The sequence below is a fragment of the Neorhizobium sp. 2083 genome (assembly GCF_031455615.1).
Taxonomy (GTDB): Bacteria; Pseudomonadota; Alphaproteobacteria; order Rhizobiales; family Rhizobiaceae; genus Neorhizobium.
This window is the reverse complement of the sequence record NZ_JAVDTC010000003.1, coordinates 665,977-680,330: the sequence shown is the minus strand read 5'-3', so window position 1 is coordinate 680,330 and position 14,354 is coordinate 665,977. Positions and strand designations below refer to the sequence as shown.

Genomic DNA, 14,354 nt, shown 5'->3' with positions numbered 1-14,354 from the left:
CGGTCCCGCTCCACAAGGGAGGAGATTTAAGATCACCTGTCCCTCTCCTTCCCCTGAAGACCCCAGGGTGGCTGCGTTGCTGACCTCCCGGAGGGAAAACCAGTTTCCTTCGACGCCTGCCAAACAATTGACGCCATCAAAATAATTAGTATACCTTACGATCTCCGGCTGGAGGAGCCAAGGAGGAGGATTTCATGCGCGAGGTCGATGCAGCCACCGTTGCGAAACGTGATGAGTTCTACGCCCGGATCAAGCCTCACAACATGGCACCTCTCTGGGAAGTGATGAAGGGCATGCTTCCGCCGGAGCCGACTTCCAAGGCGCAGCCGCATCGCTGGCGTTACGACGACATCCGCCCGCTGATCCTCGAATCCGGCAGCCTGCTGACCGCCGAAGAGGCCGAGCGCCGGGTGCTGATCCTCGAAAATCCGGCCTTCCCGGCCCAGTCGCGCGCCACATCCACGCTCTATGCCGGCATCCAGATCATCATGCCGGGCGAGGTGGCGCCCGCCCACCGCCATACGCCTTCTGCTCTGCGCTTCATGCTGGAAGGTTCGGGCGCCTATACGACTGTCGGAGGCGAGCGCACCCGCATGGCGTTTGGCGATTTCGTCATCACTCCCGTCTGGGCCTGGCATGACCACGGCAATGACGGCACCGACCCGGCCGCCTGGCTGGACGGTCTCGACGTGCCGATGATCGCTTTCTTCGAAGCCGTGTTCCGCGAGGATTCCAACGACACCGAACAGGAACTCCTTCGGCCGGAGGGTGACGCGCTTGCCCGTTTCGGCTCCGGCATGCTGCCGATCGGCGGCACGAACCCCTATGGCCAGACGACGCCGATCTTCAACTATCCCTATGAGCGCAGCCGCGAGGCGCTTTATCGAGCCTCGCGCGGCGAAGCGGTCGATGCCCATATTGGCACCACGCTGCGTTATGCCAATCCGCTCGACGGTGGCTGGACGATGCCGACCATGTCCGCCTGGCTCAGCCATTTCCCGAAGGGCATGGAAACGGCAAAGATCCGCTCCACGGACCATATCGTCATGTGCATTGCCGAAGGCACGGGCACCATCACCATAGGCGCGAAAACCTTCGACTTCGGACCGAAGGACGTGATCGTTGTGCCCGGCTGGTCGTGGCGCTCGTTCAAGGCGAATGAGGATGTCGTCGTATTCTGCTTCTCCGACCGCGTGGCCCAGGAGAAGCTCGGTTACTTCCGCGAAGACCGCACCCGCGTCTGAGCGAACACCAGGATCAGGGAGAGAACTCATGCGTTTTTGCCGCTACGACGATAATCGTCTCGGCGTGGTCGTCGGCGATCAGGTGAAGGATGTCACCGCCGTCCTCGATCGCCTGCCGAACTATCGTTACCCCTTCCCGCATGGCGACCAGTTCATGGCGCATTTCGCCGAGCTGCGGCCGGTGATGGAAGAGATGGCCAAGACCGCGCCGTCGAAGCCGCTGTCAGATGTCGCGCTTCTGAGCCCGATCGCCAATCCCGGCAAGATCGTCGGCGCGCCTGTCAACTACCGGCTCCATCTCGACGAAGTACTGGACAGCGACCAGCTGCATCACGGCATGAAGATCAAGCCGATCGCCGAGGCCGGTGTGTTCCTGAAGGCGGTAAGCTCGCTGATCGGCCCCTCGGAAGGCGTTGTCGTCGACTGGGCCGACCGCCGCACCGACCACGAGATCGAACTCGCCGTCATCATCGGCAAAAAGGCTTTTCGCGTCTCGGAGGCGGATGCGCTGGATTACGTCGCCGGTTATGCGATCTGCTATGACATCACCATCCGCGGCCCGGAAGAGCGCAGCTACCGCAAGTCGCTCGATACGTTCAGCGTGCTCGGCCCCTATGTGGTGACCGCGGACGAGATCCCGAATCCGAACAATCTCGACTTCGAACTGACGATCGGCGGCGAGAGCCGCCAGAAGTCGAACACCAACATGCTGATCTTCAACGTCCAGAAGCTGATCGAATTTGCCAGCAAGGCCTATACGCTCTATCCGGGCGACATCATCATGACCGGCACGCCGGAAGGCGTCGCCCCGATCGCCCCCGGTGACGTGTTGCATGGGACGTTCCAGGGCATCGGGTCGATGGACGTGAAGGTCTATGGCAACTGGGACAGGAAATGAGTTCGGAACCGAATACGCCTGAGGGGGAGGATGGCCGTACCGTCCTTCTCGACGGTGTTGTCGGCATCCGCATCCGCCGCCTGCAGTCGCTGTTCGGCAGCCATTGGCAGAACTGGTTCAGGGTCCGCTCGCTTGCGGTCACGCCTGTACAGGGTGGCGTGCTGCTGCTGATCCGCCGTTACCCCGGCATCAGCCAGATCGCGCTCGCCCGGCGGCTGCGCATCGAGCCGCCGACACTGGTCCAGACGCTCACCCCTCTCATCGCCCAGAAACTCGTCGAACGCGACCGCGCTGCCGATGACGGCCGCGTCTACGAACTGCGGCTTACCAGGGCCGGGCTCGAGGCTGCGGCGCTGGTGGAAAGCTCGATGCCGCAGCACGAGGCGGATCTGCTGCGGTTTCTCTCCGTGGAGGAACGGCAGACATTTCTGGAGCTGCTGGACAAGGCGATCGCCGGGGCAGAGGTCGCGATCGAGGGCCAGGAGAAGGCGGAGTAGCGGCCCCATGGCTGCGTAGGAACGAGGCGCCCTGCTGCCTCAGTTCTCCTATCCATAATGAGAGCTAGTCGAACCTCTCGGCGGTCATCCTACCTCTCCGTCGTCATCCTCGGGCTCGACCCACTGCTGTCCGGTTAAACTATCTGGACAGGTTGCATGACATTGATTCTATTCGCTTCCAGACGTTTCGCGGCGTTGTGGACACGAATAGGAGATCAATGTCATGCGGCATGAGAATAGCGTTTTTCACCAGCTTCAACAGCATATTCCCTGGGCGGTGTTCGACCGTCTTGTGGACAAGCATCAGGCTGACCGCCGGGTGCGGCGGCTGACGGCGAAGTCGCAGTTCCTGGCACTGCTTTTTGGCCAGCTGTCGGGCGCTGCCAGCCTGCGCGAGATCGAAGCCGGCTTGCTCAGCCACGAGGCGAAGCTTTATCATCTGGGCGCTCGCAGTGTGGCCCGTGCCACGCTGGCGGACGCCAATGCCAAGCGCCCGGCAGCCCTGTTTGCCGATCTGTTCTCCGTCATGGCTGCCCGTGCCAGTCGAAACATACGCCGTCATATCGGCGATACGATGCGCATATTGGACGCCACACGCGTCCAGGTCTCCTCGCTGTATGGCGGCTGGGCCGACATGGTTGGTGGCAAGCGGGCCATCAAACTGCATGTCTGCTACGATCCGCACGCCGACGCGCCACTCGCCATGACGATGACCGGTCAGAGGACGAACGACATCATCCCGGCCAGGGCGATCGACATTGCTGCGGGCGTCACCTATGTCTTTGATCTTGCCTATTACGATTTTGCCTGGTGGGCCGAGATCGATAGAAAGAGCGCCCGTTTCGTTACCAGGCTGAAGACCAATACGCTCGTCGCCACGATAGCCGAACAGCCAGCCGACGAGGCTGCGGGCATTGTCTTCGACAGGATCGGGCTCCTGCCGCAAAGGCTTGCCGGTTCCCGCCAAAACCCCTTTAAGGACCCGGTGCGCGAGATCGCCGTCCGCATCAGGACCGGCAAGGTCATCCGCCTCGTCACCAACGACCTCGACGCGCCGGCAGTCGAGATCGCCAACCTTTACAAGCAGCGCTGGCAGATCGAACTCTTCTTCAAATGGATCAAGCAGAACCTGAAGATCCGGCACTTTCTCGGGACGTCGGAGAATGCCGTACGCATCCAGGTCTTCGTCGCGCTCATCGCCTATCTGCTGCTGCGAATGGCCCAGGCAGCCCAGAAAGACATCGCTCAGCCGCTCGCATTCTCAAGGCTCGTGCGCCTTAACATCATGCATCGCAGGGCCATCGGGGCCCTGCGAAGACCGTCCGCAAGCACCAAAGCAGATCCCAGACAATTATCACTGCCAATCACCGCAGGTTAAACCGGACACCAGTGGGCTCGACCCGAGGATCCATCCACGCGAAGTCCTTCGCGCGAAAAGGGTCTCTTCGCCGCAGACGCGGCGGTGGATCCTCGGGTCAAGCCCGAGGAAGACGGCAGTGCCTGGGGCCGCCGCCCGCCAATTTCAGGTAACGGCCCACATCCCCCAACTCAACCACCATTTCCCCGATTGCCACATAACAGGCGACCTGATACGTCTTTCCATGCATCTGGGAGGAGCGGTATCATGCGGTCATGGAAGGTATTCGAGGCGTCGGAAGTGTTGCGGGAGGTCGAGGAGGCAAACCCGCAGCCAACGGGGAGCGAAGTCGTGGTTTCGGTGTCCCATTGCGGCCTCTGCCATTCGGACCTGACCCTGTGGAAGGGCGTTTTCGACATGGGCGACAAAAAGGTGTCGATCGACAGCATCGGCATGAAGCACCCGCTCACCCTTGGCCATGAAATCCTCGGCACCGTTACCGCCATCGGCCCGGACGTCACCGGCGTCGAGATCGGCGATGTCAGGCTCGTCTATCCTTGGCTTGGTTGCGGCGAATGCGAAGCCTGCCGCGCGGGCCAGGAAAATCTCTGCATGCAGGGCCGGCCGCTCGGCATGCGCAGGCCCGGCGGTTTCGGCAGCCATGTCGTGGTGCCGCACAGCCGCTATCTCATCGACATCGGCGATCTCGATCCGGCGCTTGCCGCGACCTATGCCTGTTCGGGCCTCACCGCCTATTCGGCGATCAGGAAAGCCATGCCGGTCGCGCCCGACGAGGCGATCGTCGTGGTGGGTGCCGGCGGGCTGGGCCTCAGCGGCATCGTCATCCTCAAGGCGCTCGGGCACCAAAACATCGTCGTCGCCGACGTCTCGGAAGAGAAGCTGAAGATCGCCACGGATGCCGGCGCCCACAAAACCGTGCTTGCGACCGGCGAGGACGTGACGAAAAACCTCGTCGATGCGGTGGGCCGGCCGGTGCGCACCATCATCGATTTCGTCAACAACAGCCAGACGGCGGCCTTTTCCTTCCCGGCGCTGGCGCGGGGCGGCCGCATCATCATGGTCGGCATGTTCGGCGGCCAGCTGACGGTCCCGACCATGCGCATGGCGCAGGGAGGCTTGAGCCTGATCGGCAGCATTACCGGCACGCTGCAGGAACTGCGCGATCTGGTGGAACTCGCAAAAAGCGGAAAACTCGACACCATCCCCTACGAGGCCGTGCCGAAATCATCGATCAATGACGCGATGAGCCGGCTGTCCAAGGGGGCCGTCAAGGGACGTATCGTTCTCAAGGAGGAGCCTGCGTGACAGAGCCACGGGCCGAAATGATCGAAACCCCGATGATCGAGGTCTGGCGCGGCAGCGTACGCCAGTGGGAAGTGGACGAGAACGCCCACTGGAACACCCAGTATTATGTCGCCCGTGCCAACGAGGGCCTGGCGGTACTCTTCGGCTTCAACGGCCTCCCCGGCCTGCTCTCGCCGACGTCGGCCACCACGATCGCCTATAACGAGCACCACATCCGCTTTCATCGCGAAGCCCATGCGGGCACGTCGCTGCATATGACCGCCGGCTTCCTCGATGTCGGCGAAACGACCGCGTTTGCAGTGCTGATGCTGTACAACAGCCATTCCGGCCAGCTGGCCGCCACCTTCCGGGTGCGGCTGACCCATTTGGAGACGGCCGACCTCAAGACGCCCTGTCCCTGGCCGGCAGCTTTCCGCGAAAAGGTTTCCGCTGCGCTGGTCGCGGCGCCCAAGGAAGCTCTCGCCCGCGGCGCCAGCGACGAACCGGTGACGATCAGCGCTTCCCGCGACCGGGCCATTTCGCTTGACCTGAAACGCACCGCGATGAGCCTGATCGAACGGGAGGCCTGCGACGCCTTCAACCGGCTCGGCCCGCAGAAATTCATCGGCGCCGTCGGCGGCGGGGTAAAGCAGCTCACCGGGCCGATCCGCGAACTCGTCAGCAAACATGCCGAAACACCGCCCGGCAAGGTCGGCGGAGCGGTGCTGGAATTCCGCATCCTCTATGGCGAAACCCCGCGCGTCGGCGACTGTTTCGAGATCTGGGGCGGGCTGCAGAAGACCGACCAGCGGGTCATGTCGCTGATCTTCTGGATGGTCGACCCGTTCAGCGGCCGGGTGTTCGGCACGATGCAGTCGGTCGCTGTCGTGTTCGATCTCGATGCGCGGGCAATCGTGCCGATCTCGCCGGCCGCCACGGAGGCGCTGGCTCCGTTGGTCACCGATGGGTTGGCGCTCTGACGCAGCGGCTTGGCGCGATCCGATAGTCGATTGGCATCTCTCGCCAGTGCGGGCAGCGCCGTCTGTCCATACCTTCGTGTTCATCAACACGAAGGAGAATACCTATGACCAAAACCATCCTCATCACCGGCACGTCCAGCGGCCTCGGGCGCGCCACCGCCAAGCTCTTCCATGAGAAGGGCTGGAATGTCATCGCGACGATGCGGGCGCCCGAGCGGGAGGCCGAACTCACGAAGCTCGATAACGTGCTGGTCACCCGTCTGGACGTTCAGGACATATCCTCGATCCGCTCGGCAATTGACGCGGGGATCGCCAGGTTCGGGCGCATCGACGCCCTGGTGAACAATGCGGGTTATGGCGCCTATGGTCCGCTCGAGGCGACGCCTCTGGAAAAAATCCGTCGCCAGTTCGATGTCAACGTCCTCGGCCTGCTGGCGACGACACAGGCCTTGCTGCCTCACTTCCGCGCCAATCGCAGCGGGACCATCGTCAACATCTCGTCGATCGGCGGCCGCATGGCCTTCCCGCTGGGCACGCTCTATCACGGCACGAAATTCGCCGTGGAAGGCCTGTCGGAGTCGATGCAATACGAACTCGCGCCGCTGGGCATCACCGTCAAGGTCATCGAACCGGGCGGCATCAGGACCGACTTCGGGGGCCGCTCTTTCGACATGAGCAATGATGAGAGTCTTGCCGAATACCAGCCGCTCGTACAGTCGCTGTTCGGCTTCTTCGGCCCGATGATGGAGAATGCCTCCGAGCCTGAACTCGTGGCCGAGGTGATCTACGGCGCCGCCACTGACGGAACCGACCACCTTCGTTATGCGGCCGGCGCGGACGCAGTTCAGATTCTCGGAAGCCGGGCGGCTTCCGACGATGCGACCTTCTTTGGGGGCATGAAGGCGCAATTCGGGCTTTGACAATCCTCCTATCGCTCCGCGCCATTCCGTGCGCGGGGCGATGGACAACCGGCGCGGCTGGATTCTAAGGTTCCTTATGCAGACGCTCACCTACGCCCTCGACACGACCTGGCGCACATTGCTCGCGGACCTCGGCGTCTTGCCGGCGAATGTGCTGCGCCGTGCCGACCTGCCGGACGATTTGCTGCACCAGCCTTCGGTGCGGCTTGAGCCGGCGGCCTATTATCGTCTCTGGGACAGTGCCGAGCAGGAAAAAGGTGACCCGCTTTTTCCCATTCGGGTCTGCGAAGCCGTGCGCGCCGAATCCTTCTCGCCGCCCCTGTTCGCGGCCCTCTGCAGCCCCAATCTGCTTGTGGCTGCCCAGCGCGTCGCCAAATACAAGAAGCTCATCGGCCCGATGCAGATGGACGTGCGCGACGAGCGAGACGTGCTGACCATCGAATTCGTCTGGCTCGACGGGCCGCTCCGCCCTCCGGTGTCGCTGGTGACAATGGAACTGCTCTTTTGCGTCACTCTTGCCCGAACCGGCACGCGCGCGTCGATCTCTCCGGTCGAGGTCACGACGACGGAACTGCCGCCGCAGCTCGGGCCCTATGAAGAATTCCTGGGCTCTCGTCTCCGCCGCGGCCCCCGTCATATGGTCCGGTTTACAAAATCCGATGCGGTTCGCCCGTTCCTGACGTCGAACGAGCCTCTCTGGGCGGCGTTCGAGCCGGACCTGCGCCAGCGACTGGCGGATCTCGACGCATCGGTGAGCGTCGCCAGACGGGTCCGGGCGGCGCTTCACGAAGCCATCCCGAGCGGCCTGACGACCATGGAGGCCGTCGCCAGCAAACTGGCGGTGAGCAAGCGCACGCTCCAGCGCCGGATCGAAGCCGAGGGGACGAGCTTCCAGCAGATCCTGAAGGAGACGCGGGAAGCACTGGCACGCCACTATCTGGAAAAGACGGCCCTGCCGGCCTCGGAGATTTCATTCCTCCTCGGCTTCGACGAGCCGAATTCCTTCTATCGGGCTTTCAGGAGCTGGACGGGGAAAACGCCCGACAGTATCCGGCAGCACGCCTGATTTCTTGTTGCCCACGGCGCGGCGGGCAGCGATTCCGCCCCAGATCCGTCTCACCGGAATTTCTCTGCCGTCGCCACGCAGTTGATCAGCGCCGCCAGCTCCTTGCGCGATGCGAAGGAGGTTTCGGGGCTCATCGAGAGGAAGGCCTTGATGCCGCGTATGGTGGCGACCGAGTTCTTTTCGAGCTGGCCGACAACACGCTCCACTTCCGCATCGATACCGGCGTCTGCAATCGTAATGCCGACGATGCCAAGCATTTTTGCTTCGATCGCGGGGATCACGTCGCGGGTGAAGACCATGCGGGCGAGCGTGGCGCGGGAAACCCGGTCGGCGAGCGCGTTCAAGACGAGGGTCGGCGCGATGTCGTGGTTCATCTCCGGCACCTGGAAGGTGGCGCTTTCGGCGGCGATCGCCACGTCCGCGAGAGCCGCGATGGCGCAGCCCACGCCGGCGGCCTTGCCGCGGATTGCGGAGATAAACGGAACCGGGATCTCGCGCAGCACCTCATAGAAATCGAGCACCGGATCGGAGATCGCGTTGCGCAGGTCGAGCGCGGTGACGCGCGAACCGGCGGCCGGCATCGCGGCGCTGCGGCCGGTGCAGAAATCGGCACCATTGGCCTGTATCAGCACGACGCGCGTTTCCGGCGACAAAGATTTCAGCGCGGCGGTGATCGCCTGCGCCATTTCGGGCGTCAGCGCATTGCCCTTGTCGGGACGGTTGAGAGTGATCTCGAGGACGTTCCCCCGCGTATTGATCAGGACTTCGGACAAGGCTTGTTCCTCACTCTTGTTGCTTGGCTTTTGCCGCCTGGATCGCTTCCCAGATGCGGGACGGCGTTGCCGGCATTTCGATATGGGTGACGCCGAGATCGGCGAGCGCATCGGTGATGGAGTTGATCGTCACGCCGAGCGACGGTGTCGTACCACCCTCGCCGCCCGGACGGAAACCGAGCGGATGGCTTTTGGCCGGCACCTCGCTGATATGGGTGTCGAAGCTCGGGAAATCGGACGCACGCGCCACCTGGTAGTCCATGAACGTGGCCGACAGGTTCTGGCCGGTCTGCCGGTCGTAATGCGACCATTCGAAAAGCGCCTGGCCAGCACCCTGGACGATGCCGCCATGCGTCTGGCCGTCGACGATCATCGGGTTCAGCGCCTTGCCGACGTCATCGACGGTCGAATAACGCGGGATGTGGAAGAAGCCGGTTTCCGGATCGATCTCGATCTCGCAGACCGCCGCACCATAAGGGTAGGCAAGTCCGTGTGTGGTCTCGTCGGAAATCGCCGCGAGCACGCCCTGCAGCTCGTCCGGCAGGCCGAGGTCGTTTTCGGCGGCCTGAGCCGCCTCGAACAGGCTGACGACGCCGTTCGACCCGCGGGCGCGAAAATGACCCTCGGTAAAGTCGATCTCTTCCGGCATCACATTCAGCATGAAGGCGGCGATCTTCCTGCCGCGCTCGATGATCTCGGCGGTCGCCTTGTGCATGACGATCGAGGAGAACCGCAGCGACCGTCCGGAATGGGAACCGCCGCCGGCCGAGACGAAATCCGTATCGCTGGCGCGGATCTGCACGACCTCGTGGGAAATGCCGAGGAAGGAGCCGACGAGCTGGGCAAATGCCGTCTCGTGCCCCTGTCCTGTATTCTGGGTGCCGATCACGACATCGACGATTCCGGCGGTCGGATCGATGGTGATCTCGGCGCGCTCGCGCGGCACGCCGCTGGTACCCTCGATATAGTTGGACAGGCCGATGCCGCGATACATGCCGCGTTTGCGGGCCTCGGCGCGGCGCGCCTCGAAGCTCTTCCAGTCGGCCATGTCGAGCACCTTGTCCATGGCCGCGATATATTCGCCGTTGTCGTAGGTGACGCCCATCGGGTTCGAATAGGGCGAAGCCTCATCGGGGATCATGTTGATGCGGCGCAGCTCCACCCTGTCGAAACCGAACTTGCGGGCGGCGAGATCGATCATCCGCTCGATGACGTACATGGCTTCCGGCCGGCCGGCGCTGCGATAGGGGATGGTCGGCACCGTGTTCGACATGGCGGCACGGAATTCCACATGCGCGACCGGCACCCGGTAGAGGCTGGTCATCAGCTGGATGCCCTTGTTGAGGGCCGTATAGGAAACGGTGTGGGCGCCGATATTGCTGGTATTGACCGAGTGGAAGGCAAGGAACCTGCCGTCTTCGTCGAGCGCAAGCTTGGCCTGAACATGCAGGTCGCGCCCCTGGAAGTCGGAAAGGAACGCCTCGATGCGCTCCGCCTGGTGCTTTACGGGCCGGCCGGTCAGCTTGGCGGCATAGGGGAGCAGCACGAATTCCGGATAGGTGGCGTTGCGGGTGCCGAAATTGCCGCCGACGTCACGAGGCGCCACGACACGCACATAAGCCATGTCTACGCCCAGCGATGCCGCGATCTGCTCGCGCATCATCACGACGCCATGGCCGCCGGAGGCATGAATGGTGAACTTGCCGGTCTCGGCGTCGTATTCTGCCGCGGAGGAGCGCGGTTCCATATGGACGCCGGTCACGCGCTGCGTCCAGCTGGTGAATTCGAGGACATGGGCGGCCTTGGCGAAGGCTGCCGCGGTGCCGTTCCTGTCGCCGACCTCGCCGTCCATCGCCTTGTTGCCGGGCACGTGATCCCACAGTTGCGGCGCGTCCTCTTCGAGAGCGTCGATGCCGCGCACGACGGAGGGCAGTTCCTCCCAGTCGATCTCGATCGCTTCCGCCGCATCCTTGGCAAGATTGGTGCTTTCGGCAACGACCATAGCAACCGCTTCGCCGACGAAACGGGCCCGGTCGGTCGGCAGCGCCTGATGGTGGGTGCGGGCGCGCTCGGAACCGTCCCGGTTCTTGATGCGGATGTCGGAGCCGAATTGCGAACTGCCGATCGCATGCGGGATGGGCGCGATGCCAGCCGCAACGAGATCCTCGCCGGTCAGGACGGCGAGCACGCCCGGCATGTCGCGGGCGGCCGACGTGTCGATGCTGCGGATGATGGCATGGGCATGCGGCGAACGGACGAAGGCGGCATAGGCCGTATTCTCGAACTTGAGGTCGTCGGCATACTGGCCCTTTCCGGTGATCAACCGGTTGTCTTCCTTGCGCCTGACGTCTTCGCCGATCATGCCATTCCTCCCTTGCGCGCCCTCGATGATACTCTTGAAGGGCGGCATTCCGCCCGGAGCTCTTGGGCCCTCGCGAAGCGAAACGCAAGCCAATTCATAATAGACACATACAATCCGTCAATGTTGAAAATTATGACTCACGGAAATTGATCTTCGGAGCCTCCCTTTTCGACGACCGATAAACCCTGCCGCCCTTGCGAGAAAAAGCGCAACGTCCCCAAGAAAAAAGGCCCGGACCGAGGTCCGGGCCAGGCTTCCCTGGGAAGGGATTGGCGTCAGGCGGCCTCAGGCCCCTGATTGAGTACGTAGCCGGGGCCGCGCTTCAAAAAGTCGGTCCAGAGGCGGAGCGTGCGTTCCGGCTGGTCGACCTCGATCGAATGGGCGGCGTCGAAGATGAAGGCGCGCTGCGAGGTCGGGATGTTGCGCTTCAAGTGCGCGCCTGCCTCCGCCGGCACGACCTTGTCTTCGGTACCGAGCAGGATCAGCGTGACCGCCTCGATCGACGGCAGGCGCGCACTGAGCGCCTCGTCAACCTGAACATCATTGGCGAGGCGCTCATAGGTCTTTCCGTTGGCGGCCATGACGTCAGGCGACTTCGGCACCGATTTGATCTTGTGCGGATGGGCGTAGAGGGCCTTGAAGCGCGCGTCCGGATCGGCAGGCAGACCACCCTTGCCATCGAAACGGAAACCGGCCGGCACGCCGAGGATCAGGTGGTCGACCATTTTCGGATGTTCGGCGGCGAGCCACAAAGCCGACCAGCTGCCGAAGGAAGAGCCGATCACGTCGAAACGCGGGCCAACCAGCTTTTCCGCGAACTCGGCGACCATGGCCACCCAATCCTGCACCGTCTTCAGACTTTCGTTGCCCTCGGTCCCGTCGAAGCCCGGGCAGATCGGAGCATAGACCGTGTGGCTGGCCTTCAGCGCCTTCAGCGGCTCGGTCAGCATCACCCCGCCGGCGGCATGCAGATAGACGACGGGGGTACCCGTGCCGCCGACATGGTAGGAGAGCCTGCCCCGCGAAAGCTCGATCGTCTTCAATTCAAAGCTCATGGATCAAACTCCTCTTACAGGCCGGCGACTTCGGGGGCGACGCGGTCGCGGAACAATTCCATGCCGCGACGGACGACGCTGCCGGGCATATTGCCAACCTTGATGGTCAGGTTCAGCAGGCCGCAATCGAGTTCCTGGCGCAGGCGCTTGATCTGCTTGATGACCGATTGCGGGCTGCCGCAGATGATCGAACCCGCTTCGATCTGTTCCTCGACGGTGCGGCCGCGCAGGGTGGCGAGGCGCTTCTGGAAGTTCTCGCCGGCATCGGCCTCGGTGTAATAACGGCTCTGGCCGAGCACGAGCTGCTGGGCGGAGCGTTGCGGGCGCATCAGCGTCTGGTGAAAATAGGTCTGGGCGGCTCCCATGTGGTGCCTGGCCTCCTCGTCCGTATCGGCGATGCAGATCTGCTGGCCGACCAGGATGTCGTCGGGCGTCGGCTCCCAGCCGTAGGAACGGGCGGTCTTCTTGAAATAGTCGACGGCGCCGGCGGCGATCTTCAGGTCCTGGATCAGCGTGATACCCATGATGGCACGCATCTTGGCGACGAACTCCGCCGATTCCGCGTTGCTAGCGGACATCAGGATGCGCGGATGCGGCTTCTGGATCGGCTTCGGCCAGATGGAGACGGCCGGGAACTGGTAATGCTCGCCTTCCCAGCCGAAGGGTTCGTCCTCGGTCCAGGCCTTGATGATCAGCTCGGTCGCCTCGCGCAGGCGGCTGCGGGATTCGCTCGGCGGGATGTTGTAGGCGATATATTCGTGCGGGATGCCGCGCAGGAAACCGGCGATCAGTCGGCCGCCCGACATGACGTCGATCATCGCATATTCTTCGGCGACGCGGATCGGGTTGAGCAGCGGCAGAAGGTTGCCGACGATGGCGATCTTGGCCTTGCTGGTCTGGCGGGCAAGCGCCCCGGCGATCAGGTTCGGGTTCGACATCAGGCCGTAGGGGCTGTAATGGTGCTCGTTGCAGCCCACCCAGTCGAAACCGTAGTTTTCCGCATCGACCATCTCGTCGATATATTCGTTGTACAGCGCCTGGATCCGGGTGCTGTCGATCCCGTGCGTGCTGACCGGCCATTCATGCGGCAGCTTGTCGTAATCGGGATAAGGCATCAGGTGAAAGAAGTTGAACTTCATGGAAAGCTCCGCTGGGACCGTCGCCGGATGAGGGAAAGACGGATCCGACGATGACGGTTGAAAACTGGATCAGTTGCTGGCGACGAGACGCGGCGCGCCGTCTTCGATGTGGCTTGCCATCGCCATTTCCGCGAATCTGACCACCTGCGAGGCCACGATTTCGAGCGGCTGTGCAACCTCGCGGCGCGCCGGCTTGCCATCGGCGAAAGGCTTTTCGTTGGACTTAATGGTCGCCGCATAAGGGGTCGGCCAGCCCCGCAACGCGTGCACGACCGAGCGCAGGCCGATCAGCGTCGCCCCGAGCGCCTGATCGCCGGCGGCGCAGACGATGCAGCCGACGGCGCGGCCGTCGAAATAGGAACGGGCGTCCTCTCGCATGTCTTCCGTGTAGTCGATTGCATTCTTGATCATGCCGGACATGCCGCCGTGATAGCTCGGCGTCGCGATCACGATGCCGTCGGCACGGCGAAGCGCCTGAAGGAGACGAAGTGCGGCCGGCGTGCGGTGGGCAACACCCGGGTCAAAGAGCGGCAGCTCAAGCGCCGGACCGCAGATGAGGTCGGTCTCCGCGCCGGCTTTTTCGGCCGCGGCGAGGCAATGGCGCAGGGCGAGTTCGGAGCTCGAGCCGGGGCGCTGGGTGCCGCCGATACCGACGATATAGGGCTTGTGGCTGTGCGTCATGAGGTCTCCTCCCTCGGCCGAGGCCGATTGCCTGTCAGGCATCCCGAAAGAAGATTTGTATACCTTTCGAACAAAAG

Annotated in this window: 13 protein-coding genes; 8 read left to right on the top strand and 5 right to left on the bottom strand. The window is 63.1% G+C overall.

Annotated elements, in window-relative coordinates:
- The first annotated feature begins 194 nt into the window (after positions 1 to 194).
- The 8 genes from gtdA to J2X76_RS15890 all read left to right on the top strand — a co-directional run bounded on the left by gtdA (position 195) and on the right by J2X76_RS15890 (position 8,267).
- Positions 195 to 1,244 (top strand): gentisate 1,2-dioxygenase, encoded by a 1,050-nt coding sequence (gene gtdA / locus J2X76_RS15925; protein ID WP_310217896.1) that lies wholly within the window; start codon positions 195 to 197, stop codon positions 1,242 to 1,244.
- Positions 1,245 to 1,272: 28 nt separating this feature from the next.
- Positions 1,273 to 2,142 carry a fumarylacetoacetate hydrolase family protein gene (locus J2X76_RS15920; RefSeq protein ID WP_310217893.1) on the top strand — a complete coding sequence of 290 codons (870 nt, stop codon included), beginning with the start codon at positions 1,273 to 1,275 and terminating at the stop codon, positions 2,140 to 2,142.
- Entirely contained in the window at positions 2,139 to 2,639 is a 501-nt protein-coding gene (locus tag J2X76_RS15915) for a MarR family winged helix-turn-helix transcriptional regulator (RefSeq protein WP_310217892.1), read from the top strand. The genes J2X76_RS15920 and J2X76_RS15915 overlap by 4 nt, the downstream gene beginning before the upstream one ends.
- A 223-nt stretch (positions 2,640 to 2,862) precedes the next feature.
- Positions 2,863 to 4,017, top strand: a complete 1,155-nt coding sequence (locus J2X76_RS15910; RefSeq protein WP_310217890.1) for an IS4 family transposase — start codon at positions 2,863 to 2,865, stop codon at positions 4,015 to 4,017.
- A gap of 246 nt (positions 4,018 to 4,263) precedes the next feature.
- Positions 4,264 to 5,322 (top strand): alcohol dehydrogenase, encoded by a 1,059-nt coding sequence (locus J2X76_RS15905; RefSeq protein ID WP_310217888.1) that lies wholly within the window; start codon positions 4,264 to 4,266, stop codon positions 5,320 to 5,322.
- On the top strand, positions 5,319 to 6,281 hold the full coding sequence (locus tag J2X76_RS15900) for an acyl-ACP thioesterase (RefSeq protein WP_310217886.1): 963 nt from the start codon (positions 5,319 to 5,321) through the stop codon (positions 6,279 to 6,281). The genes J2X76_RS15905 and J2X76_RS15900 overlap by 4 nt, the downstream gene beginning before the upstream one ends.
- 104 nt (positions 6,282 to 6,385) lie before the next feature.
- Complete coding sequence (locus J2X76_RS15895; protein ID WP_310217883.1) at positions 6,386 to 7,201, top strand: SDR family oxidoreductase; 816 nt, start codon at positions 6,386 to 6,388, stop codon at positions 7,199 to 7,201.
- A gap of 76 nt (positions 7,202 to 7,277) precedes the next feature.
- Positions 7,278 to 8,267, top strand: a complete 990-nt coding sequence (locus J2X76_RS15890; RefSeq protein ID WP_310217880.1) for an AraC family transcriptional regulator ligand-binding domain-containing protein — start codon at positions 7,278 to 7,280, stop codon at positions 8,265 to 8,267.
- Positions 8,268 to 8,317: 50 nt separating this feature from the next.
- On the opposite strand, the gene J2X76_RS15885 is transcribed toward J2X76_RS15890, so the two are convergent.
- From J2X76_RS15885 to J2X76_RS15865, 5 genes are all read right to left on the bottom strand, one after another.
- Entirely contained in the window at positions 8,318 to 9,040 is a 723-nt protein-coding gene (locus tag J2X76_RS15885; protein ID WP_310217877.1) for an enoyl-CoA hydratase/isomerase family protein, read from the bottom strand.
- 10 nt (positions 9,041 to 9,050) lie between these two features.
- Positions 9,051 to 11,402 (bottom strand): xanthine dehydrogenase family protein molybdopterin-binding subunit, encoded by a 2,352-nt coding sequence (locus J2X76_RS15880; protein WP_310217874.1) that lies wholly within the window; start codon positions 11,400 to 11,402, stop codon positions 9,051 to 9,053.
- Positions 11,403 to 11,677: 275 nt separating this feature from the next.
- Entirely contained in the window at positions 11,678 to 12,457 is a 780-nt protein-coding gene (locus J2X76_RS15875; protein WP_310217873.1) for an alpha/beta hydrolase, read from the bottom strand.
- Positions 12,458 to 12,471: 14 nt separating this feature from the next.
- Positions 12,472 to 13,596, bottom strand: coding sequence for an LLM class flavin-dependent oxidoreductase (locus tag J2X76_RS15870; RefSeq protein ID WP_310217871.1), 1,125 nt, complete (start codon positions 13,594 to 13,596; stop codon positions 12,472 to 12,474).
- A gap of 69 nt (positions 13,597 to 13,665) precedes the next feature.
- A complete protein-coding gene (locus J2X76_RS15865) occupies positions 13,666 to 14,277 on the bottom strand; it encodes an NAD(P)H-dependent oxidoreductase (RefSeq protein ID WP_310217869.1) in 612 nt (203 codons plus the stop codon).
- Positions 14,278 to 14,354 lie beyond the last annotated feature (77 nt).